The 21,906-nt window shown below is 58.8% G+C and carries 18 protein-coding genes; 12 read left to right on the forward strand and 6 right to left on the reverse strand.

Going from position 1 to position 21,906, the window contains the following annotated elements; translation table 11 throughout:
• Positions 1-23: 23 nt before the first annotated feature.
• Positions 24-1,799, reverse strand: a complete 1,776-nt coding sequence (gcl, locus tag ACM6G4_RS04160) for a glyoxylate carboligase (RefSeq protein ID WP_056721656.1) — start codon at positions 1,797-1,799, stop codon at positions 24-26.
• 281 nt (positions 1,800-2,080) lie between these two features.
• Here gcl and ACM6G4_RS04165 point away from each other — a divergent pair, with 281 nt between their 5' ends.
• Together ACM6G4_RS04165 and ACM6G4_RS04170 are read left to right on the forward strand one after the other, a co-directional pair.
• Positions 2,081-2,521: a GlcG/HbpS family heme-binding protein gene (locus ACM6G4_RS04165; protein WP_056721658.1), complete on the forward strand. Its 441-nt coding sequence runs from the start codon at positions 2,081-2,083 to the stop codon at positions 2,519-2,521.
• A 227-nt stretch (positions 2,522-2,748) separates the two neighbouring features.
• Positions 2,749-3,207, forward strand: coding sequence for an REP-associated tyrosine transposase (locus ACM6G4_RS04170; protein WP_414913113.1), 459 nt, complete (start codon positions 2,749-2,751; stop codon positions 3,205-3,207).
• A 119-nt stretch (positions 3,208-3,326) separates the two neighbouring features.
• Here ACM6G4_RS04170 and ACM6G4_RS04175 read toward each other — a convergent pair whose 3' ends face one another.
• Positions 3,327-3,935 (reverse strand): TetR/AcrR family transcriptional regulator, encoded by a 609-nt coding sequence (locus ACM6G4_RS04175; protein ID WP_015096199.1) that lies wholly within the window; start codon positions 3,933-3,935, stop codon positions 3,327-3,329.
• Between the two features lie 134 nt (positions 3,936-4,069).
• Between ACM6G4_RS04175 and ACM6G4_RS04180 the strand changes: the two genes are divergently transcribed.
• Positions 4,070-4,984 (forward strand): DUF808 domain-containing protein, encoded by a 915-nt coding sequence (locus ACM6G4_RS04180; RefSeq protein ID WP_056721659.1) that lies wholly within the window; start codon positions 4,070-4,072, stop codon positions 4,982-4,984.
• A 156-nt stretch (positions 4,985-5,140) separates the two neighbouring features.
• Here ACM6G4_RS04180 and ACM6G4_RS04185 read toward each other — a convergent pair whose 3' ends face one another.
• The gene (locus tag ACM6G4_RS04185) at positions 5,141-5,929 is read right to left on the reverse strand and encodes a VacJ family lipoprotein (RefSeq protein ID WP_056721662.1); all 789 of its coding nucleotides are present in this window, start codon (positions 5,927-5,929) and stop codon (positions 5,141-5,143) included.
• Positions 5,922-7,220 (reverse strand): serine/threonine protein kinase, encoded by a 1,299-nt coding sequence (locus ACM6G4_RS04190; RefSeq protein ID WP_414913114.1) that lies wholly within the window; start codon positions 7,218-7,220, stop codon positions 5,922-5,924. The genes ACM6G4_RS04185 and ACM6G4_RS04190 overlap by 8 nt, the downstream gene beginning before the upstream one ends.
• A gap of 225 nt (positions 7,221-7,445) precedes the next feature.
• Between ACM6G4_RS04190 and ACM6G4_RS04195 the strand changes: the two genes are divergently transcribed.
• Positions 7,446-7,814 carry a hypothetical protein gene (locus ACM6G4_RS04195; RefSeq protein ID WP_414913115.1) on the forward strand — a complete coding sequence of 123 codons (369 nt, stop codon included), beginning with the start codon at positions 7,446-7,448 and terminating at the stop codon, positions 7,812-7,814.
• 82 nt (positions 7,815-7,896) lie between these two features.
• On the opposite strand, the gene ACM6G4_RS04200 is transcribed toward ACM6G4_RS04195, so the two are convergent.
• The gene (locus ACM6G4_RS04200; protein WP_414913116.1) at positions 7,897-9,492 is read right to left on the reverse strand and encodes a beta (1-6) glucans synthase; all 1,596 of its coding nucleotides are present in this window, start codon (positions 9,490-9,492) and stop codon (positions 7,897-7,899) included.
• A 289-nt stretch (positions 9,493-9,781) separates the two neighbouring features.
• Here ACM6G4_RS04200 and ACM6G4_RS04205 point away from each other — a divergent pair, with 289 nt between their 5' ends.
• From ACM6G4_RS04205 to ACM6G4_RS04215, 3 genes are all read left to right on the forward strand, one after another.
• On the forward strand, positions 9,782-10,633 hold the full coding sequence (locus ACM6G4_RS04205; RefSeq protein ID WP_056721670.1) for a glycine betaine ABC transporter substrate-binding protein: 852 nt from the start codon (positions 9,782-9,784) through the stop codon (positions 10,631-10,633).
• Between the two features lie 239 nt (positions 10,634-10,872).
• Positions 10,873-11,184, forward strand: a complete 312-nt coding sequence (locus tag ACM6G4_RS04210; RefSeq protein ID WP_056721673.1) for a DUF485 domain-containing protein — start codon at positions 10,873-10,875, stop codon at positions 11,182-11,184.
• Complete coding sequence (locus ACM6G4_RS04215) at positions 11,181-12,839, forward strand: cation acetate symporter (protein ID WP_414913117.1); 1,659 nt, start codon at positions 11,181-11,183, stop codon at positions 12,837-12,839. Before ACM6G4_RS04210 ends, ACM6G4_RS04215 begins: the two co-directional genes overlap by 4 nt.
• Positions 12,840-13,922: 1,083 nt before the next feature.
• On the opposite strand, the gene gltA is transcribed toward ACM6G4_RS04215, so the two are convergent.
• On the reverse strand, positions 13,923-15,212 hold the full coding sequence (gene gltA / locus ACM6G4_RS04220; RefSeq protein ID WP_056721677.1) for a citrate synthase: 1,290 nt from the start codon (positions 15,210-15,212) through the stop codon (positions 13,923-13,925).
• Between the two features lie 364 nt (positions 15,213-15,576).
• On the opposite strand from gltA, the gene sdhC reads away from it, so the two are divergent.
• The 5 genes from sdhC (at position 15,577) to ACM6G4_RS04245 (ending at position 21,890) form a co-directional block, all read left to right on the forward strand.
• Positions 15,577-15,951 carry a succinate dehydrogenase, cytochrome b556 subunit gene (gene sdhC / locus ACM6G4_RS04225; protein WP_032829628.1) on the forward strand — a complete coding sequence of 125 codons (375 nt, stop codon included), beginning with the start codon at positions 15,577-15,579 and terminating at the stop codon, positions 15,949-15,951.
• The gene (gene sdhD / locus ACM6G4_RS04230) at positions 15,945-16,313 is read left to right on the forward strand and encodes a succinate dehydrogenase, hydrophobic membrane anchor protein (protein WP_056721678.1); all 369 of its coding nucleotides are present in this window, start codon (positions 15,945-15,947) and stop codon (positions 16,311-16,313) included. The genes sdhC and sdhD overlap by 7 nt, the downstream gene beginning before the upstream one ends.
• A 3-nt stretch (positions 16,314-16,316) precedes the next feature.
• The gene (sdhA, locus tag ACM6G4_RS04235) at positions 16,317-18,089 is read left to right on the forward strand and encodes a succinate dehydrogenase flavoprotein subunit (protein WP_414913118.1); all 1,773 of its coding nucleotides are present in this window, start codon (positions 16,317-16,319) and stop codon (positions 18,087-18,089) included.
• 11 nt (positions 18,090-18,100) lie between these two features.
• Positions 18,101-18,805: a succinate dehydrogenase iron-sulfur subunit gene (locus ACM6G4_RS04240; protein ID WP_008063297.1), complete on the forward strand. Its 705-nt coding sequence runs from the start codon at positions 18,101-18,103 to the stop codon at positions 18,803-18,805.
• Between the two features lie 253 nt (positions 18,806-19,058).
• The gene (locus ACM6G4_RS04245) at positions 19,059-21,890 is read left to right on the forward strand and encodes a 2-oxoglutarate dehydrogenase E1 component (RefSeq protein WP_223542121.1); all 2,832 of its coding nucleotides are present in this window, start codon (positions 19,059-19,061) and stop codon (positions 21,888-21,890) included.
• The last annotated feature ends 16 nt before the right edge of the window (positions 21,891-21,906 follow it).

The raw sequence follows: 21,906 nt of genomic DNA on the forward strand, positions 1-21,906 counted from the left end.
CCCACAGGGGGAGCGGTCAGCAGTTAATCGAGCAACGAAATCGCAGTCGGTGCGTCGTCGCCGACCAGCGCCAGGTCTTCGAATTCGTTGACGGCGTTGATCTCGGTACCCATGGAAATGTTGGTCACGCGTTCCAGGATGATCTCGACGATCACCGGAACCTTGAACTCTTCGATCAGCTCCTGGGCCTTGCGCAGGGCAGGCTGGATCTGGGACGGTTCGAATACGCGCAGGGCCTTGCAGCCGAGGCCTTCGGCAACTGCGACGTGGTCGACACCGTAGCCGTTGAGTTCCGGCGCGTTCAGGTTGTCGAAGGACAGCTGCACGCAGTAGTCCATGTCGAAACCGCGCTGCGCCTGACGGATCAGGCCCAGGTACGAGTTGTTCACCACAACATGGATGTACGGCAGCTTGAACTGCGCGCCCACCGCCAATTCCTCGATCATGAACTGGAAGTCATAGTCCCCCGACAGGGCCACGACTTTACGGTTCGGATCGGCCTTGACCACGCCCAGCGCTGCCGGAATGGTCCAGCCCAACGGGCCTGCCTGGCCGCAGTTGATCCAGTGGCGCGGCTTGTAGACGTGCAGGAACTGCGCGCCGGCAATCTGCGACAGACCGATGGTGCTGACGTAGCAGGTGTCTTTGCCGAACACCTGGTTCATTTCTTCGTAGACGCGTTGCGGCTTGACCGGAACGTTGTCGAAGTGAGTCTTGCGCTGCAGGCTGGCTTTACGCTGCTGGCAGTCTTGCAGCCAGGCGCTGCGGTTCTTCAGCTTGCCGGCGGCTTGCCATTCGCGAGCGACTTCGATGAACACGGTCAGCGCGGCAGCGGCGTCGGAAACGATGCCCAGGTCCGGGGTGAACACGCGGCCGATCTGGGTCGGTTCGATATCAACGTGAATGAACTTGCGGCCTTCGGTGTAGACGTCGACGGAACCGGTGTGACGGTTGGCCCAACGGTTACCCACGCCCAGAACCACGTCGGATTTCAGCATGGTTGCGTTGCCGTAGCGGTGCGAGGTCTGCAGACCCACCATGCCCACCATCAGCGGGTGATCGTCCGGGATGGCGCCCCAGCCCATCAAGGTCGGGATAACCGGAATACCGGTCAGCTCGGCGAACTCCACCAGCAGGTCGGCGGCGTCGGCGTTGATGATACCGCCACCGGCCACCAGCAATGGACGCTCGGCCTGATCCAGCATCGCCAAGGCTTTTTCCACCTGAACGCGGGTAGCGCTCGGCTTGGCCAATGGCAGTGGCTGGTAGGCGTCGATGTCGAATTCGATTTCGGCCATCTGCACGTCGAACGGCAGGTCGATCAGCACTGGGCCAGGACGGCCGGAGCGCATTTCATAGAAAGCCTTCTGGAACGCATAAGGCACCTGGCCCGGTTCCATGACGGTGGTCGACCACTTGGTGACTGGCTTGACGATGGTGGTGATATCGACAGCCTGGAAGTCTTCCTTGTGCATACGGGCGCGGGGTGCCTGGCCGGTAATGCAGAGGATTGGAATCGAGTCGGCCGAGGCGCTGTAGAGCCCGGTGACCATGTCGGTGCCGGCAGGGCCGGAAGTACCGATGCACACGCCGATGTTGCCGGCCTTGGTGCGGGTGTAGCCCTCGGCCATGTGCGAGGCGCCTTCAACGTGGCGAGCGAGTACGTGATCGATGCCGCCGACCTTTTGCAGGGCGGAGTACAGCGGGTTGATGGCGGCACCCGGGATGCCAAAAGCGGTATCGACCCCTTCACGGCGCATCACCAGAACGGCGGCTTCGATTGCTCTCATTTTGCTCATGGTTTTGTGCCTCTTTACGTTTTGTAATTGTATACAAGTGGCTTTGCGCAGAGTGTATTCACGGCGGACGGCGCAGGTCAATCCATTTTCTCAAGCGCTTGTTTCATTCGTCGGAAGCCCGTTCTACTGTGGCTTTTCGTCGCATGTGGCGCCTTTCGATAATTATTGTATACAAAAAAATAATTCATTGTGTTCTATTTGTTGCATCGGGCTGCGACGCAAGCGTGCGCACTTGTGCCGCAGCCCACCGACTTTCCGAAAAACAAAATGAGGACGGCACCATGAGCGCTTTAACCTTGAAAGTCGCAGTCAACCTGGTCAACGAGGCCATCACTGCAGGGCGTGCAATCGCTGCGGCACCCTTGACCATTGCGGTACTGGATGCCGGCGGGCATCTGATCGCCCTGCAACGCGAAGACGGCGCCAGCCTGCTGCGCCCGCACGTCGCCATCGGCAAGGCCTGGGGCGCCATCGCGCTGGGCAAGGGTTCGCGCCTGCTGGCGCTGGACGCCCAGCAACGCCCGGCATTTATCGCCGCGTTGAACAGCCTGGGGCAGGGCAGCGTCGTGCCGGCACCGGGTGGTGTGCTGGTTCGCGATCAGGACGGGAACGTGCTGGGGGCGGTGGGGATCAGCGGCGATCTGTCGGATGTCGACGAGCAGTGCGCAATCAATGCCATCGAGGCGTTGGGGTTGGTGGCGGATGCGGGGGTGGCGGCTTGATCTTCGCTGACTGAACTACCGCTTTCGTCGGAACGCCGCCCGGAGCAAGCCCGCTCCCACATTGGATTTTTTGCGTACACAAATTTTGTGAACGTCAGCGATCAAGTGTGGGAGCGGGCTTGCTCGCGAAGGCAATCTCCCAGACACATCCAGCTAAAGGTCTACCCCATAATCCTGTAGTCGCTGAACTAGCCTTTCCATGACTTCAACATGAGAGAGGGCAAGGAATGCCTGAGCTGTCAGCATCACACCGCCTGCGCATCGGCCGCTACGCCGAGCAAAACCGCATTTACCTACTGACTGCCAATACCCTGAAACGAGAACCTGTTTTCAGGGATTACACCCTTGGCAGACTGGTTGTTCACCAATTCAGGCAAGCACAGGATGACGGCTTTGCCGAGTCGTTGGCCTGGGTGGTCATGCCCGATCATTTCCATTGGCTGATTCAATTGCAAAAGGGATCGCTTGCGCAGCTGATGTGCCAGGCGAAATCCTTGAGTACTCGTGCAATCAATAGGGCAACAGGCAGAACGGGGAGCCTCTGGCAACAGAGTTTTCATGACCGTGCGCTGAGAAAAGAAGAGGATTTGGTAAAGCTGGCTCGATACGTTGTGGCTAACCCATTGCGGGGAGGGCTGGTCGAGAAGCTTGGTGACTATCCGTTGTGGGACGCGATCTGGCTTTGATCAATGAATCGAGTTGCCCCATTCGCGAGCAAGCCCGCTCCCACATTTGACCGAGTTTCGCCAGGAGAATAGAGATCAAATGTGGGAGCGGGCTTGCTCGCGAATAGCCTTGATGCGGTCTACCGCTCAGGCTCACATCCCTTCAACACCAACCGGATAATCGTCTGCGCCGCCGCTTCATAATCTTCTTCATCCAGCCTGGCCTTGCCGGTGATGGCGGTGATTTGCCAGTCGAAGTCAGCGTAGGTCTGGGTCGCGGCCCAGATGCTGAACATCAGGTGGTTGGGGTCGATGGGGGCGATTTGGCCGCGGTCGATCCAGGTCTGGATGCACTCGATGTTGTGTTTGGCCTGGCCATTGAGCTGTTCGACCAGATCGCTGCTCAGGTGGGGGGCGCCGTGCATGATTTCGCTGGCGAACACCTTGGAGGCGAAAGGCAGGTCGCGGGAGATGCGGATCTTCGAGCGAATGTAGCCGCTGAGCACTTCACCAGGCTCGCCGTCCGGATTGAACGGTGTCGAAGCCTGCAGGATCGGCTCGATGATACTTTCCAGAACCTCGCGGTAGAGGTTTTCCTTGGACTTGAAGTAGTAGTAGACGTTGGGCTTGGGCAATCCCGCCTTGGCTGCGATGTCGCTGGTTTTGGTCGCAGCGAAGCCTTTGTCGGCGAATTCCTCACTGGCGGCACGCAGGATCAGTTGTTTGTTGCGCTCGCGGATAGTGCTCATAAACCGGGTGATTCCTTGCCTGTTCTGGCGGTTGCGCATGGTATCACCGGCCTCGCGCGGCGCTCAAGAATGCACCGTAGGCTCTTATGTCGCGCTATGCTGCTGCGCATTCATTGCAGAAGGAAACCCGATTCATGGCAGGAAGCAGTTTGCTGGTGCTGATCGATGACATCGCGACCGTACTGGACGACGTGTCCTTGATGACCCAAATGGCCGCCAAGAAAACGGCCGGCGTACTCGGTGACGACCTGGCACTCAATGCCCAGCAGGTCAGTGGCGTGCGTGCCGAGCGGGAAATCCCGGTGGTCTGGGCGGTCGCCAAGGGGTCGTTCATCAATAAACTGATCCTGGTGCCATCGGCGCTGGCCATCAGTGCGTTCATTCCGTGGCTGGTCACACCGCTGTTGATGGTCGGTGGCGCCTATCTGTGCTTCGAAGGTTTCGAAAAACTTGCCCACAAGTTCCTGCACAGCAAGGCTGAAGATGTCGCCGAGCATGCGCAGTTGGTCGAGGCGGTGGCCGATCCTGCCATCGACCTGGTGGCGTTCGAGAAGGACAAGATCAAAGGCGCGATCCGCACCGATTTCATTCTTTCGGCGGAAATCATCGCCATCACCCTCGGCACCGTGGCCGGTGCGCCATTGACCCAGCAAATCATCGTGCTGTCGGGCATTGCCATTGTCATGACTGTCGGCGTGTACGGATTGGTGGCGGGTATCGTCAAGCTTGACGACCTCGGCCTGTGGTTGACTCAGAAACCCGGACAGGTGGCGAAAAGCATCGGCGGCGGGATTTTGCGTGCGGCACCGTACATGATGAAGAGCCTGTCGGTGATCGGCACGGCGGCGATGTTTCTGGTGGGCGGCGGGATCCTCACGCACGGTGTGCCGGTGGTGCATCACTGGATCGAAAGTGTCGGTGCGGCGGCGGGTGGCGGCGGATTTATCGTGCCGGTGTTGCTCAATGGCGTGGCGGGGATTGTCGCAGGGGCGGTGGTGTTGGTTGGCGTGATGGCCGTCAGCAGGATCTGGAAAGCCCTGAAAGGCTGAAGACAGCACATAACAAATGTGGGAGCGGCGGTGCGGCGATCCGACTTGCTCGCGAAGAGGTCGTGTCAGTCACCAAAAAGGTTGTCTGACACACCGCTTTCGTCGGAACGCCGCCCGGAGCAAGCCCGCTCCCACAGTGTTTTTCGGCAGCCTTGTTTACTCGGCGATCTGCAACTTGCGCGCTTCGGTGTACACGTAACGCACTTTATCGTACTCGAATGGCGAGTTCATCTGGCCATAGCGGAAGCTGGTCTGGTGGCGCTTGTCGATGCCGCGCAGGATCCAGACTTCCGGATGATTGGAGCTGACTTCGGCGACGTTGAGGAAGTTGATCGCATTCTCGGCAGAGTAATCCACCAGCAGGCCGCCGGTATCACGCAGGTTCGACGGACCGAGGATCGGCAGGACGAAATAAGCGCCGCCCGGCACGCCGTAGAAGCCTAAAGTCTGGCCGAAGTCTTCGCTCTGGCGGGGCAGGCCCATTGCGGTGGCCGGGTCCCACAGGCCGGCGATGCCGATGGTGGTGTTGAGCAGCAGTCTCCCGGTAATTTCCAGCGAACGCTGGCCCTTGAGTTGCAGCAGGCTGTTCATCAGGTTCGGCACGTCGCCGAGGTTGTTGAAGAAGTTGCTGACACCGGTACGCAGGAAGCTCGGGGTGACGTAGCGGTAACCATTGACCACCGGCAGGAACACCCATTGGTCGAAGCGGTAGTTGAAGTGATAGACGCGCCGATTCCACTCTTCCAGCGGATCGTAGACGGCCAGCGCGTTGAGCGTCGAACGTTCGAACTCGCGCTGATCCAGGCCCGGGTTGAATTTGAGTTTGCTCAGCGGCTCCTTGAAGCCGTCGCTGTCGACGACCAGGGGGGCGTTGGCTTTGCTGTTGTCGGCATTGGCGACGCTTGCACAGAGTAACGCTGCGAAAAGCAGGAGATATTTAGCCACGGAAAAACTCCAGCATGGCGTCGCTGTTGACGCGGTAGTTAATGTTGCCGCAGTGGCCGCCATACGGGTAAACGGTCAGGCGATCACCGAAAGTCTTGCGCAGGAAGCCCAGGTCGCCAGGGCCGAGGATCACGTCATCGGCGTTGTGCATCACTGCGATTTTCGGGCTTTCGTGCAGATAGTCCTTCAGCGCATACAGGCTCACCTGGTCAATCAGTTGCAGCAGGCTGCCGCCGTCGGTGCGGGCGCGCCACATCGGGATCACCTGTTCGGTGATGTAGCAGTCGAAGTCGCATTGCAGCGCTCGCTTGAGGAATGGCGTGAGGCTGGTGCCCTCGGTGATCGGGAACTTGGGTGGGGTGATCAGGCCGCGACGGTTGACCAGGTCCGAAGTGAAGGCAATGTCGGCCGCCGAAAAGCGGAACGAGGTGCCGATCAGCATGGCCATCTGCTCATTGGACAGGTGCTGCTTGGACTGCTGGAAGTCGTAGAGCAGGGCGTCATTGAGGTCGATGTAGCCCTTCTGCTGGAAGTAGCGGGTCAGCTTGTCCAGTACCAGTTCATAGAACGTGGTGCTGGTGTTGATGCCTTTGACCTCGGTCTGGACCAGCTTGTCGAGGTTGGTGATCGAGGTGTAGAGGTTGACCGGCGGGTTGAGCAGCAGGACTTTCTTGAAGTTGAAGCTGCGGCGGGTTTCGTCCAGGTGCGCGACGAAAGCGGCATCCAGGGCACCCAGGCTGTACCCGGTCAGGTAGTAATCGGTAACCGGCATTTTCGGGTTCTGTGCCCGCACGGCCTGCATCACCCGGTACAGATCTTCGGCGTCTTCCTTGGAAACACCCGGGGTGGCGAAGCGTGATGCCGCGCTCATGAAGTCATAGCTGGTGCGCGACGACAACTGAACCACGTGGTAGCCGGCTTTGTAATAGAGCTTCTTCAGGTATTCGTTCAGGGTGCTGTCATAGCGTGCGCCGGTGCCGGCGATCAGGAAAATCAGCGGCGCGGCGTGATCCTGCGTGGCAATGCGGTAGTCGAGTTTCTTGACCGCCCAGAAATTGTCCGGCAACTCGAATGCCCGTTCCGGACGCAAGGTAACGCTGCGCACTTCCTGATCGATATCGTCGTCCAGGGGTAACTCCGGACGCAGGTCCGGCGGCGTGGTCGCGATGGTCGCCTCGAACGGGTTGGTCAGGGGGTAGCCGTAACTGGCGGCGTCAATGTCGACCGCCAGTGCGGACGCACTCAATATAAGGCCGCCAAACAGGGCAGCGAAGCGCAAGGAACGGAGCATGACTAAATCCCTTAGAAGAAGGTGCCGAATGAATTTCGCAGGCTATGACCACCGGATTTGCGCCAAAGTGCCAAGCCTCGGCACCAAACAGGCTTAATTTCGAAGTAATAGTAGCTGGACGATACACTTTGCAGCGATTGAATGACCAGTTATCAGTTGTTATCGCTTGCGAAACCCTTGGGGGCGATTAAGCTGGCCGCCGTTTTTCGCCAATTGGAGTATTTCATGTCCCGCCGCCTGCCCGTGATTCTGCTGCTTGTTTTGCTGCCTGCCTGGCTGGCCGCCAGTTATGGCGTGCGTTATGGCTTCATGGAGGATGCGCAGTGGGTCGGCATTTGCGTGGATGAAGCGAGTCGTTGGGAATGCCAGGTGCGTTCGAACCTGGGGCTGATGATTCACTTCGGGGTGCTGGGGTGGGGCGCCTTGGCTGCTGCCGTGATCGGCTTTGTGTTGTCCGGGCGTGCGGGGTGGTGGTTGGCGGTGCTGGCGCTAGTGCTCGGTTTTCCGGCGTTGGCCTTGTACAACACGACGTTGGCGGTGTTTGCGGTGGTGATTGCCGGGTTGCGGCTGGTTCGGGAGAATCGCATCGGTTGATCAAAAGATCGCAGCCTGCGGCAGCTCCTACAGGGGAACACGAATTCCTGTGAGGAGCTGCCGCAGGCTGCGATCTTTTGATCTAGCCCTTGCGAACCCGCAGGCAGCGCCACAACGCCGCCACCATCAACACACACACCAGCGCCCAGCCCCAGGCCTGCTGGTTCTGCAAGCCTTCGCGGAACAGCTGCGGCGCAATGCAGGCACCGATGATGAAGGTCAGCAACGCAATTTCGCGGCGCGGCACGTTCACCGGGCGGCACAGATATACCAACGCCGGCACGATGAACGCGACGCTCGGGAAGCTGCGATAACGGGGGTCGAGCACCAGTTCCAGCATCATCACGGCTGCCGCGAAACCTGTTGTTGCAACCAGCCAGCCAGCACGACGCTCGAACAAGTCGAAAGCCCGCCCGCGCCATCCGCTGCGAGGGCTCAATGCCAGCGCGGCATGGGCCAGCACCAGCAGATTCAGAGCGGTCAGCAATCCGACCCATAGCCATTCACTGGTAAAGCGCGTGGTCACCCGTGCCAGGTCACCCCAGGCGCCGATCGAACACGCCGCCAAGGCACCAAGCAGCGGCAGCACCAGTGCCGAGCGGGTCGTGCGGACCCGACCACCAAGCAGCAACGTGCCGATGAAGATCAAGCCACCCACCGCCAGCCACTGCGTCCAGTACGGGGCGTTTGTCACTGGCCCGGCCAGCACGCCCTTGTCCTGGCGATCGGCATCGAATAGCCCCCAGTAACCGCCGACCGCACCTTCACTGGCGCGTTTCCAGGGCTGGTCGAAGGCTTCGATCAGGTTGTAATGCCAACCCTGTTGCTCGGCCATGGCAACAAAACCGCGAATGAATTTTGCTTCGTTGACGCGGCTCGGCAGGGCCGTTTCGCGCTGGCGACCTTCGCTAGGCCAGCCAGTTTCGCCGATCAGCACATCCTTGGGCGCGAACTTGTTGCCGAATACCTGGCGTATGTCGGCCACATGTTGCAGGGCAGCGTCGATGTTCGACGGATCGTCTTCCCAGTACGGCAGCAAGTGAATGGTCAGGAAGTCCACGGCGGGGGCGATTTCCGGATGCTTGAGCCAGAACTCCCAGACGTCGGCGTAGGTGACCGGCTGTTTGACCTGGCTCTTGACCTTGTTGATCAGCTTCGCCAGTTGCGCGCCGGTGACTTCCTTGCGCAGCAGGGTTTCGTTGCCGACGATTACCGCGCTGACCACATCCGGGTTGGCGTTGGCCGAGGCGATCAGCAGGTCGACTTCTTTCTCGGTGTCCACCGGGTTGCTGTTGACCCAGGCGCCGATCATCAGCTTCAAGCCATGCTTGCGTGCCAGGTCCGGCAGGGCTTCCAGGCCGGTCATGGAATAGGTGCGGATGCATTCGAAGCTTTTGGACAGTAGCGCGAGGTCGGCATCCATACGCTCGGGGCGCAAGTTGAATGGCACGTCGAACGGCGATTGATCCTTGTCGAACGGGGTGTAGGAGGCGCATTGCAGCTTGTGCGTCGCGCTGGCCACGTCCGGCAAAATTACCGGTTTGCCGAGGCCGTACCAGAAGCCGCCCAGGGCAAACAGCCCGAGCAGGCAAGCGAATAGATAAGCAGCAAAAGGGAAGCGGGAGGTCGCGGACATGGTCAGGCCGTGTGGGAACAAAGCGGCGCATGTTACCTGCATTTAAAGCGTGTCTGGTGGCCTGCATGATTTTGACATGCAAAGTCCGGGCGGATTGGCGGGGGGGTGTCTGTCGCGCAGAGGGTTAATGGCTTTCTGATGTCGTTTCTCGATGCCTTGAGGTCGCTGGCAGAGCAGGTCGCCATGAGCGTCAGGTTGATTATCGCAAGTGTCAGTACTCCGCTGATGTTCGAACGAGTTTGCGGTGGGCGTGATGGGGGCGCTGTGCACCATAACAATACGTTTAAGCGACTCGGCATCCGTCGAGCGCAGCACTTTCGGGGAAGTAACGATGAAGATGCGACGACTCTTGGGCGCAGGTGCGGCTTTGGTGCTGGCGATCAGTTCGACCGTGGCAAGCGCCGCTGGCAAGGACGTGACGCTTGGTTATGTCGATGGCTGGTCGGACAGTGTCGCCACGACCAACGTGGCTGCTGAAGTGATCAGGCAGAAACTCGGTTATGACGTGAAGCTGCAAGCCGTCGCTACCGGGATCATGTGGCAGGGCGTGGCCACCGGAAAACTCGACGCCATGTTGTCGGCCTGGCTGCCGGTGACCCACGGTGAGTACTGGGCGAAGAACAAGGATCAGGTCGTCGACTACGGCCCGAACTTCAAGGACGCGAAAATCGGCCTGATCGTGCCGGAGTACGTCAAGGCCAAGTCCATTGAGGACCTCAAGACCGACGACACCTTCAAGAACCGCATCGTCGGCATCGACGCCGGTTCAGGCGTGATGCTCAAGACCGACCAGGCGATCAAGGACTACGACCTGACCGGCTATCAACTCAAGGCCAGTTCCGGCGCCGGCATGATCGCCGAGCTGACCCGTGCCGAGAAGAAGAACGAATCCATCGCAGTGACCGGCTGGGTGCCGCACTGGATGTTCGCCAAGTGGAAACTGCGCTTCCTCGAAGACCCGAAAGGCGTGTACGGCGCGGCTGAAACCGTGAACAGCATCGGTAGCAAGGGCCTGGAAGCCAAGGCGCCGGAAGTGGCCAAGTTCCTGAAGAACTTCCAGTGGGCCTCCAAGGACGAAATCGGTCAGGTCATGCTGGCGATTCAGGACGGTGCCAAGCCTGAAGCCGCGGCGAAGGATTGGATCGCCAAGCACCCTGAGCGTGTGGCTGACTGGGTCAAGTAACAGTCGCCTCGCTTTTACCTGTGGGAGCGGGCTTGCTCGCGAAGGCTGTCTGTCAGTTGACTGAAAGTTGACTGACATGATGCCTTCGCGAGCAAGCCCGCTCCCACATTTATTTTGTTCATGCTTGAAATTGGCGAATCCGTCATGGGGTTCTAAGACTAAGGTCGTCTGGAACCTGCCCCGCAGCCGCATAGAGTGGAGACCGTTCCAACTAAATCTGTGCTGCGAGGATAAAAACAATGAACGACAGCATTTACCTCTCGATTCAAAACAGCCCGCGCTTCAAGGAGCTGGTTAGCAAGAGGGAACGATTCGCCTGGATCCTTTCGGCGATCATGCTAGGGCTTTACTCCGGATTCATCCTTTTGATTGCTTATGGGCCGCATGTACTGGGGGCGAAAATCAGCCCTGAGTCATCGATCACCTGGGGCATTCCGATCGGTGTCGGTCTGATTCTCTCGGCCTTCATCCTGACCGGTATCTACGTACGGCGCGCCAACGGCGAGTTCGACGACCTGAACAATGCGATTCTCAAGGAGGCTCAGCAATGATCCGGCGTCTAATGGCTCTGTTGAGCATCGCAGCGTTCGCACCTGGCGCTTGGGCCGCTGATGCCCTGACCGGCGCTGTGCAGAAACAACCCCTTAACGTGTCCGCGATTCTGATGTTCATCGCATTCGTTGGCGCGACCCTGTGCATCACCTACTGGGCGTCCAAGAAAAACAAGTCGGCTTCCGACTACTACGCGGCGGGCGGCAAGATCACCGGTTTCCAGAACGGCCTGGCGATTGCCGGTGACTACATGTCCGCGGCGTCCTTCCTGGGTATTTCCGCGCTGGTGTTCACTTCCGGCTACGACGGCCTGATCTACTCGATCGGGTTCCTGGTGGGCTGGCCGATCATCCTGTTCCTGATCGCTGAGCGCCTGCGTAACCTGGGTAAATACACCTTTGCCGACGTGGCGTCCTATCGCCTTGGGCAAACCCAGATCCGCTCGCTGTCCGCTTGCGGTTCGCTGGTGGTGGTTGCGTTCTACCTGATCGCGCAAATGGTCGGCGCCGGCAAGCTGATCCAGCTGCTGTTCGGTCTCGATTATCACGTTGCGGTGATCCTGGTTGGTATCCTGATGTGCATGTACGTGCTGTTCGGCGGCATGCTGGCGACCACCTGGGTGCAGATCATCAAGGCAGTTTTGCTGCTGTCCGGCGCCTCCTTCATGGCGCTGATGGTGATGAAGCACGTCAACTTCGACTTCAACATGCTGTTCTCCGAGGCAATCAAGGTTCACCCGAAAGCTGAAGCGATCATGAGCCCGGGCGGCCTTGTGAAAGATCCGATCTCGGCGTTCTCCCTCGGTCTGGCGCTGATGTTCGGTACTGCTGGTCTGCCACACATCCTGATGCGCTTCTTCACCGTGAGTGACGCAAAAGAAGCTCGCAAGAGCGTGTTGTACGCAACCGGCTTCATTGGCTACTTCTACATCCTGACCTTCATCATCGGCTTCGGCGCGATCCTGCTGGTCAGTACCAACCCTGCCTTCAAAGACGCTGCTGGCGCCTTGCTGGGTGGTAACAACATGGCGGCGGTGCACCTGGCCAACGCGGTGGGTGGCAGCATTTTCCTGGGCTTCATCTCGGCGGTGGCGTTCGCGACCATTCTGGCAGTGGTTGCCGGTCTGACCCTGGCCGGTGCTTCGGCGGTGTCCCACGACCTGTATGCCAGCGTGATCAAGAAGGGCAAGGCCAACGAGAAGGACGAGATTCGCGTTTCGAAAATCACCACCATCGCCTTGGCGGTGCTGGCCATTGGTCTGGGTATCCTGTTCGAGAGCCAGAACATTGCGTTCATGGTGGGCCTGGCGTTCTCCATCGCAGCGAGCTGTAACTTCCCGGTGCTGCTGCTTTCCATGTACTGGAAAAAACTGACCACTCGCGGTGCGATGATCGGCGGCTGGATGGGGCTGGTCAGTGCCGTGGGTCTGATGGTGCTTGGTCCGACCATCTGGGTGCAGATCCTGCATCACGAGAAGGCCATCTTCCCGTATGAGTACCCGGCGCTGTTCTCGATGATGATTGCCTTTGTCGGGATCTGGTTCTTCTCGGTTACCGACAAGTCCACTGCGGCTGATAATGAGCGTGCGCTGTTCTTCCCGCAGTTTGTTCGTTCGCAGACTGGCCTGGGTGCAAGTGGTGCTGTTTCGCACTAAGGCTTTAAAGCTTTATATATAAATTGCACTAACGCGTAATGCCCCGGTCGAGAGATCGGGGTTTTTTTTTATTGGGCGGTAATCGACCCGAATTTCGTGGATGTACCCGATTTACTGTGGGAGCGGGCTTGCTCGCGAAGGCTTTGTGTCAGGCGGAGTGCTTTTTGATGGTGTACATATCCATTCCTTCGGTAGCGGCGACTTATGGTTTCGCCCTTACGGCGAGTCACTTTTTTTACAAGCGCCTAAAAAAAGTAACCAAAAAAACGCTCGCCCCGAACGTACGGCCCCTCGCTAAGGCTCGGCGTTCCTTCGCTGCGGTATTCATCCGGGGGCATTGCCCTCCGGTCGGCTTCGCTTCGACCTACATGCAATGAGTTCGACTGCGTCGAACGGCGCTGCGCGCCAATCCCCGGATAAACACCTCCACTCAGCCTTCCGAGGGGGCGGGTGGATCAAGATCAAGAGCTGCAGGCGAGCTAACGCTCGGCCTGATGAGTGGTGAAGAGCGTGGGTGTACGCCGATCTGCCTTTGCTTTTCTGTGGGAGCGAGCTTGCTCGCGATGGCGGCCTACCAGCCGACCAATTTCTTTCAGACATACCCGGATCAACTGTGGGAGCGAGCTTGCTCGCGATGACGGCCTGCCAGTCGACCAGGTACCCTGCAGACGAACGCACCCAGCAAACAGGCCGGCCGGTAGGCCGCCTCGGGCGCTGTTGCGGTGTACGTCCCCTCGTGAGGCCGAGTGGAGGTTCTGCGCAGTGGGCAACCCGGCATGGATGCCGGGTTAGCCGCCCCCGGCCATGGATGGCCGATGGCGGCGGGCCCACGGAGCAGGACCGGAGCGAGGGCATGCCGAGCCTAGGCGAGGCACCGAATGTCAGGGGCAAAAGCGCTTTGGTTACTTTCGCGCTTTTCGAAAGTGACCCGCCGTAAGGGCGGAACCGTAAGTGGCCGCTACCGCAAAAAACGGATATGTACACCAGCAAAAAAAGCCCACAAACAAAAACAGCCTCCTGCTCTTTATATAAAAAGCAGAGGCCGTTCCCGGTACAGCTCAACACCCTACAGCAAGACAGCGCTTACTTGCGGTCTTCCAGCTTGGTGATGTCTCGCGACTCGTAGCCGGTGTACAACTGGCGCGGACGGCCGATCTTGTACGGGCTGGAGAGCATTTCCTTCCAGTGGGAGATCCAACCGACGGTCCGCGCCAGGGCGAAGATCACGGTGAACATGCTGGTTGGAATGCCGATTGCCTTGAGGATGATCCCCGAGTAGAAGTCGACGTTCGGGTACAGCGAGCGCTCGATGAAGTACGGGTCGGTCAGGGCGATCTCTTCCAGGCGCATGGCCAGTTCGAGTTGCGGATCGTTCTGGATGCCCAGTTCCTTCAACACTTCGTCGCAGGTCTGCTTCATTACCGTGGCGCGCGGGTCGCGGTTTTTGTAAACGCGGTGACCGAAGCCCATCAGTTTGAACGGATCGTTCTTGTCCTTGGCCTTGGCGATGTACTTGTCGATGTTCGAGACATCGCCAATTTCATCGAGCATGGTCAGAACGGCTTCGTTCGCACCGCCATGGGCGGGGCCCCACAGTGCGGCGATACCGGCGGCGATACAGGCGAACGGGTTGGCACCCGAAGAGCCGGCCAGGCGCACGGTGGAAGTCGATGCGTTCTGCTCGTGGTCGGCGTGGAGGATGAAGATCCGGTCCATGGCCTTGGCGAGTACCGGGCTGATCGGTTTGATCTCGCACGGGGTGTTGAACATCATGTGCAGGAAGTTTTCCGCGTACGACAGGTCGTTGCGCGGGTACATCATGGGTTGGCCCATGGAGTACTTGTAAACCATCGCTGCCAGGGTCGGCATCTTGGCAACCAGGCGGATCGCGGAGATTTCGCGATGCTGCGGGTTATTGATGTCCAGGGAGTCGTGGTAGAACGCCGAGAGGGCGCCGACTACGCCGCACATGACGGCCATTGGGTGGGCGTCGCGACGGAAGCCGTTGAAGAAGGTCTTCAGCTGCTCGTGAACCATGGTGTGGTTCTTCACGGTGCTGACGAACTGGGCCTTCTGTTCTGCGGTCGGCAGTTCGCCGTTGAGCAGCAGATAGCAGGTTTCCAGGTAGTCCGACTTTTCAGCCAGCTGTTCGATCGGGTAGCCGCGGTGCAGCAGAATGCCGTTGTCGCCGTCGATATAGGTGATCTTCGACTCGCACGAGGCGGTCGACATGAAGCCTGGGTCAAAGGTGAAACGGCCCGTGGCCGTCAGGCCCCGAACATCGATAACATCGGGACCAACGGTGCCGGTTAAAATGGGCAGCTCGACGGGGGCTGCGCCCTCGATGATCAACTGCGCTTTTTTGTCAGCCATGTGGCCTCCTATTTATGCTTGAAATCATCAGACAGACCCCCCACGCAGGGCCCGCACCACTATAGTGAGATAAATTCGAATGTCAATTTGCCTAAAGTCTTGCTCCAGAAGGCTTTAACCGGACTTTTTTCTCGAAATTGGCTGCCATTTACGCCTTTTATGCCGGTTGCGCAATCAGCTGTTTGGGTTAGGTGTTTGCGTTGTCATTAGTAGCCTAACTGTCTATACTCGGCCACCGACCGCCAAGGGCTTTTGGGCTTGCTTTCATTGGGGGTCGCATCCCTGGGTGGTGGTTACCTGACCAGTGCACTCCCCAACAACTTTGCCCTGATTGTTAGGGGCTCTTCAGTGTGAAAAAAAAGCCGTGAAAAGCCAACGACCTGTAAACCTAGACCTAAGGACCATCAAACTCCCAGTCACTGCTTACACGTCCATCCTTCACCGAATTTCCGGTGTCATCCTCTTCGTGTGCCTTGCCATCATGCTTTACGCATTGGACAAGTCGCTGAGTTCCGAGGAAGGCTTCGGTCAGGTGAAAGCGTGTCTGACCAGTCCGCTAGCCAAGCTAGTGACATGGGGCATCCTGTCCGCTCTGCTTTATCACCTGGTAGCCGGTGTGCGCCATTTGATCATGGACATGGGCATCGGTGAGACGCTGGAAGGCGGCAAGCTGGGCTCGAAAATCGTTATCGCCGTTTCCGTGGTGGTAATCGTTCTGGCAGGAGTTTGGATATGGTAACTAACGTCACGAACCTGTCGCGTTCGGGCCTCTATGACTGGATGGCGCAACGTGTGTCTGCGGTCGTTCTCGCGGCTTACTTCATCTTCCTGATCGGATACATCGTGGCCAACCCTGGCCTCGATTACGCCCAGTGGCATGAACTGTTCGCCCACAACGGAATGCGTATCTTCAGCCTCCTGGCCCTCGTTGCCCTCGGCGCTCACGCCTGGGTCGGCATGTGGACCATCGCGACCGACTACCTAACGCCAATGGCGTTCGGCAAGTCCGCGACGGCTATACGTTTCCTTTTCCAGGCAGTCTGCGGCGTTGCGATGTTCGCTTACTTCGTCTGGGGCGTGCAGATTCTCTGGGGTATCTGAGTCATGGCTAACATTCCAACGATTTCTTTCGACGCCATCATTATTGGTGGTGGCGGTGCCGGCATGCGCGCAGCGCTGCAACTGGCGCAGGGCGGTCACAAGACTGCCGTGATCACCAAGGTTTTCCCGACCCGTTCGCACACTGTATCCGCCCAGGGCGGCATCACCTGCGCCATCGCGTCCGCTGACCCGAACGATGACTGGCGCTGGCACATGTACGATACCGTCAAGGGTTCCGACTACATCGGTGACCAGGACGCTATCGAGTACATGTGTCAGGAAGGCCCGGCTGCCGTTTACGAGCTGGACCACATGGGTATGCCGTTCTCGCGTACCGAGCAAGGTCGTATCTACCAGCGCCCATTCGGCGGTCAGTCCAAGGACTACGGTAAAGGCGGCCAGGCTGCGCGTACTTGCGCTGCGTCCGACCGTACCGGTCACGCACTGCTGCACACCCTTTATCAGGGCAACCTGAAAGCCGGTACCGTGTTCCTGAACGAGTACTACGCTGTCGATCTGGTGAAGAACGGCGAAGGCGAGTTCGTCGGCGTGATTGCCATCTGCATCGAAACCGGCGAAACCACCTACATCCGTGCCAAGGCCACCGTACTGGCTACCGGCGGTGCAGGTCGTATCTACGCTTCGACCACCAACGCCCTGATCAACACCGGTGACGGCGTTGGCATGGCGCTGCGTGCCGGTGTACCGGTACAAGACATCGAAATGTGGCAGTTCCACCCGACCGGTATCGCCGGCGCCGGTGTACTGGTTACCGAAGGTTGCCGTGGTGAAGGTGGATACCTGATCAACAAGCACGGCGAGCGTTTCATGGAGCGTTATGCTCCGAACGCCAAAGACCTTGCCGGTCGTGACGTGGTTGCCCGTTCTATGGTTAAAGAGATCATCGCCGGCAATGGTTGCGGTCCGAATGGCGACCACGTGATGCTCAAGCTCGACCACCTGGGCGAGGAAGTGCTGCACAGCCGTCTGCCAGGTATCTGCGAACTGTCGAAGACTTTTGCCCACGTTGACCCGGTTGTTGCTCCGGTTCCGGTTGTTCCGACTTGCCACTATATGATGGGCGGCGTTGCCACCAACATTCATGGCCAGGCGATCACCCAGAACGGCGAAGGCGTCGACGAAATCATCCCTGGCCTGTTCGCAGTGGGTGAAGTGGCTTGCGTATCGGTTCACGGTGCCAACCGTCTGGGCGGCAACTCGTTGCTCGACCTGGTGGTATTCGGTCGCGCTGCCGGCCTGCACCTGGAAAAAGCACTGACCGACGGCATCGAATACGACGACGCTACCGAAGCCGATATCGAAGCTGCACTGTCGCGCCTGAACGCTCTGAACAGCCGTACCGAAGGCGAAGACGTGGCTACCCTGCGTCGCGAGCTGCAGAACTGCATGCAGAACTACTTCGGTGTATTCCGTACCGGCGAATACATGCAGAAGGGTATTGCCCAGCTGGCTGACCTGCGCAAGCGCATCGCCAGCGTGAAGATCAACGATAAGTCGCAGGCGTTCAACACTGCACGTATCGAAGCTCTGGAGCTGCAGAACCTGCTGGAAGTGGCCGAAGCCACCGCCATCGCTGCAGAAGTACGTAAGGAGTCCCGTGGTGCTCACGCCCGTGAAGACTTCGAAGATCGTGACGATGAAAACTGGCTGTGCCACACCCTGTACTTCCCGGGTGACAAGCGCGTGACCAAGCGTGCCGTGAACTTCTCGCCGAAGACTGTTCCGACTTTTGAACCTAAGATTCGGACTTATTAAGGGTGGCCGCCATGTTGCAAGTCAGCGTTTATCGTTACAACCCTGATCAGGACGCCGCGCCGTTCATGCAGGAATTCCAGGTTGATACCGGTGGTAAAGACCTGATGGTGCTGGACGTGCTGGCCCTGATCAAAGAGCAGGACGAGGGTTTCTCCTATCGTCGCTCTTGCCGTGAAGGTGTTTGCGGTTCCGACGGCATGAACATCAACGGCAAAAACGGCCTGGCATGCGTCACGCCGCTGTCCGCTGTCGTAAAAGGTAACAAGTTGATCGTTCGTCCTCTGCCAGGTTTGCCGGTTATCCGTGACCTGGTCGTCGATATGAGCATCTTCTACAAGCAATACGAAAAGGTTAAGCCATACCTGCAGAACGACACGCCGGCTCCGGCCATCGAGCGTCTGCAGTCCCCTGAAGAACGTGAAAAGCTGGACGGTCTGTACGAGTGCATCCTGTGCGCTTGCTGCTCGACTTCCTGCCCGTCCTTCTGGTGGAACCCGGACAAGTTCCTGGGTCCGGCTGCCCTGCTGCAAGCGTACCGCTTCCTGGCAGATAGCCGTGATACCAAGACGTCCGAGCGTCTGGCTTCGCTGGATGACCCGTTCAGCGTATTCCGCTGCCGCGGGATCATGAACTGCGTCAACGTATGTCCGAAAGGCCTGAACCCGACTAAGGCCATCGGTCACATCCGTAACATGTTGCTCTCAAGCGGCGTGTGATTCAGCTGCTGTACCCGTTGTACCCGTAGATGCTGCGGCGCAGGCTTCAACCGGCGCCGTAGTTTTAACCTGAGCAGCAGCCTAAAAGGCTGCGGCTCTTATTTTGAAGAAATGAGACAAGCAGGGGCATCCGGGCTGGTACCCGGACTATCAGTGTGATCCTAGTGGCTTGTTTTGGTCGCTGCATTCGGACTTCTGCAAGTTTGCTCGGTGTCGACACCGATGGTGTTCCCCTAACCGAGGGTGACCAAGCATGCAAGAAAGCGTGATGCAGCGCATGTGGAACAGTGCCTACCTATCCGGTAGTAACGCTGCCTATGTGGAAGAGCTTTACGAGCTCTACCTGCACGACCCTAACGCTGTGCCAGAAGAGTGGCGCACCTACTTCCAGAAGTTGCCTGCTGACGGCAACTCTGCCACCGATGTTTCGCACTCCACAATTCGCGATCATTTCGTCTTGCTGGCAAAGAACCAGCGCCGCGCCCAACCGGTTTCCGCCGGCAGCGTGAGCAGTGAGCACGAGAAGAAGCAAGTTGAAGTGCTGCGATTGATCCAGGCCTACCGTATGCGTGGCCACCAGGCAGCCCAGCTTGACCCGCTGGGACTGTGGCAGCGTCCTGCACCTGCAGACCTGTCGATCAATCATTACGGCTTGACCAATGCCGATCTTGATACGACCTTCCGTGCCGGCGACCTGTTCATCGGCAAAGAGGAAGCGAGCCTACGCGAAATTCACGAAGCGTTGCAGCAGACATATTGCCGCACCATCGGCGCTGAGTTCACGCACATCACCGATTCCGAGCAGCGCCAGTGGTTCCAGCAGCGTCTGGAAAGCGTGCGCGGTCGTCCGACGTACTCCGCCGACATCAAGAGCCACCTGCTTGAGCGCGTGACCGCCGGTGAAGGCCTGGAAAAATACCTGGGCACCAAATACCCGGGTACCAAGCGTTTCGGTCTGGAAGGCGGCGAAAGCCTGATTCCGATGCTCGACGAGCTGATCCAGCGTTCCGGTTCCTACGGCACCAAGGAAATCGTCATCGGCATGGCCCACCGTGGCCGTCTGAACGTGCTGGTCAACACCTTCGGCAAGAACCCGCGTGAGCTGTTCGACGAGTTCGAAGGCAAGAAGAAGGTCGAGCTGGGTTCCGGTGACGTGAAATACCACCAGGGCTTCTCGTCCAACGTAATGACCTCCGGCGGTGAAGTTCACCTGGCCATGGCGTTCAACCCGTCCCACCTGGAAATTGTTTCCCCGGTGGTCGAGGGTTCGGTTCGCGCCCGTCAGGATCGTCGTAACGACCCGACCGGTGAGAAGGTTCTGCCGATCTCCATCCACGGTGACGCTGCTTTCGCAGGTCAGGGCGTGGTCATGGAAACCTTCCAGATGTCGCAGACCCGCGGTTTCAAGACCGGCGGTACCGTGCACATCGTGATCAACAACCAGGTCGGTTTCACCATCAGCAACCCGCTGGACTCGCGTTCCACCGAGTACGCGACCGACGTTGCGAAAATGATCCAGGCGCCGATCCTCCATGTGAATGGTGATGATCCGGAAGCCGTATTGTTCGTGACCCAGCTGGCCATCGACTACCGCATGCAGTTCAAGCGTGACGTGGTGATCGACCTGGTCTGCTACCGTCGTCGCGGCCACAACGAGGCCGACGAGCCAAGCGGCACCCAGCCGATCATGTATCAGCAGATCACCAAGCAGCGCACCACCCGTGAGCTGTATGCCGATCGTCTGACCCAGGGCGGTGTGCTCGACGCAGAGCGTGTTCAGGCGAAAGTCGACGAATACCGCAATGCGCTGGACAACGGTCTGCACGTAGTGAAAAGCCTGGTCAAAGAGCCGAACAAAGAGCTGTTCGTGGACTGGCGTCCGTATCTGGGCCACGCCTGGACCGCACGTCACGACACTCGCTTCGACCTCAAGACCTTGCAGGAACTGTCCGCCAAGCTGCTGGAAATCCCGGAAGGCTTCGTGGTCCAGCGCCAGGTTGCCAAGATCTACGAAGACCGCCAGAAGATGCAAGCCGGCGGCCTGCCGATCAACTGGGGTTACGCCGAAACCATGGCGTACGCGACCCTGGCGTTCGAAGGTCACCCGATTCGCATGACTGGCCAGGACATCGGTCGCGGTACGTTCTCGCACCGTCATGCTGTCCTGCACAACCAGAAAGACGCGGGCACCTACATCCCGTTGCAGAACCTGTACGACGGCCAGCCACGTTTCGACCTGTACGATTCGTTCCTGTCCGAAGAGGCCGTACTGGCGTTCGAATATGGTTACTCGACCACCACGCCTGATGCGCTGGTGATCTGGGAAGCCCAGTTCGGCGACTTCGCCAACGGTGCCCAGGTAGTTATCGACCAGTTCATCACCAGTGGCGAGCACAAGTGGGGCCGTCTGTGCGGTCTGACCATGTTGCTGCCGCACGGTTACGAAGGTCAGGGGCCGGAGCACTCCTCGGCGCGTCTGGAACGTTACCTGCAGCTGTGCGCCGAGCACAACATTCAGGTAGCCGTGCCGACTACGCCGGCACAGATCTATCATTTGCTGCGTCGCCAGGTGATTCGCCCGCTGCGCAAGCCTTTGATCGTTCTGACTCCGAAGTCGCTGTTGCGCCACAAGCTGGCCATCTCGACGCTGGAAGATCTGGCCGAAGGTTCGTTCCAGACCGTCATCCCGGAAATCGATGCCCAAGACCCGAAAAAGGTCGAGCGCGTTGTTCTGTGTAGCGGCAAGGTCTACTACGACCTGCTGGAAAAACGCCGTGCCGAAGGTCGTGACGACATCGCTGTCGTGCGTATCGAGCAGCTGTACCCATTCCCTGAGGACGACTTGAAAGAAGTCCTGGCGCCTTACACCAACGTCAAAGCTGCCGTCTGGTGTCAGGAAGAGCCGATGAACCAGGGTGCGTGGTACTGCAGCCAACACCACATGCGTCGCAGCATCAGCAACCTCAACAAGTCTCTCGTACTCGAGTACGCGGGCCGCGAGGCTTCTGCTGCACCAGCATGCGGTTACGCATCGATGCACGCCGAACAGCAGGAAAAACTGCTGCAAGACGCCTTTACTGTTTAACGCCTTCGCGCACCTG

This window comes from Pseudomonas sp. IT-P258, assembly GCF_949767825.1.
In the GTDB taxonomy this organism is placed as follows: domain Bacteria; phylum Pseudomonadota; class Gammaproteobacteria; order Pseudomonadales; family Pseudomonadaceae; genus Aquipseudomonas; species Aquipseudomonas monachiensis.

Excerpts from the sequence above, each read along its gene's own strand:
- gltA (WP_056721677.1), bottom strand. The coding sequence starts at position 15,212 with ATGGCTGACAAAAAAGCGCAGTTGATCATCGAGGGCGCAGCCCCCGTC.
- ACM6G4_RS04200 (WP_414913116.1), bottom strand. The coding sequence starts at position 9,492 with ATGCAGGTAACATGCGCCGCTTTGTTCCCACACGGCCTGACCATGTCC.
- ACM6G4_RS04210 (WP_056721673.1), top strand. The coding sequence starts at position 10,873 with ATGAACGACAGCATTTACCTCTCGATTCAAAACAGCCCGCGCTTCAAG.
- gcl (WP_056721656.1), bottom strand. The coding sequence starts at position 1,799 with ATGAGCAAAATGAGAGCAATCGAAGCCGCCGTTCTGGTGATGCGCCGT.
- ACM6G4_RS04165 (WP_056721658.1), top strand. The coding sequence starts at position 2,081 with ATGAGCGCTTTAACCTTGAAAGTCGCAGTCAACCTGGTCAACGAGGCC.
- ACM6G4_RS04205 (WP_056721670.1), top strand. The coding sequence starts at position 9,782 with ATGAAGATGCGACGACTCTTGGGCGCAGGTGCGGCTTTGGTGCTGGCG.
- ACM6G4_RS04190 (WP_414913114.1), bottom strand. The coding sequence starts at position 7,220 with ATGCTCCGTTCCTTGCGCTTCGCTGCCCTGTTTGGCGGCCTTATATTG.
- sdhD (WP_056721678.1), top strand. The coding sequence starts at position 15,945 with ATGGTAACTAACGTCACGAACCTGTCGCGTTCGGGCCTCTATGACTGG.
- ACM6G4_RS04245 (WP_223542121.1), top strand. The coding sequence starts at position 19,059 with ATGCAAGAAAGCGTGATGCAGCGCATGTGGAACAGTGCCTACCTATCC.
- ACM6G4_RS04180 (WP_056721659.1), top strand. The coding sequence starts at position 4,070 with ATGGCAGGAAGCAGTTTGCTGGTGCTGATCGATGACATCGCGACCGTA.
- sdhA (WP_414913118.1), top strand. The coding sequence starts at position 16,317 with ATGGCTAACATTCCAACGATTTCTTTCGACGCCATCATTATTGGTGGT.
- ACM6G4_RS04240 (WP_008063297.1), top strand. The coding sequence starts at position 18,101 with ATGTTGCAAGTCAGCGTTTATCGTTACAACCCTGATCAGGACGCCGCG.
- ACM6G4_RS04215 (WP_414913117.1), top strand. The coding sequence starts at position 11,181 with ATGATCCGGCGTCTAATGGCTCTGTTGAGCATCGCAGCGTTCGCACCT.
- ACM6G4_RS04175 (WP_015096199.1), bottom strand. The coding sequence starts at position 3,935 with ATGAGCACTATCCGCGAGCGCAACAAACAACTGATCCTGCGTGCCGCC.
- ACM6G4_RS04195 (WP_414913115.1), top strand. The coding sequence starts at position 7,446 with ATGTCCCGCCGCCTGCCCGTGATTCTGCTGCTTGTTTTGCTGCCTGCC.
- ACM6G4_RS04170 (WP_414913113.1), top strand. The coding sequence starts at position 2,749 with ATGCCTGAGCTGTCAGCATCACACCGCCTGCGCATCGGCCGCTACGCC.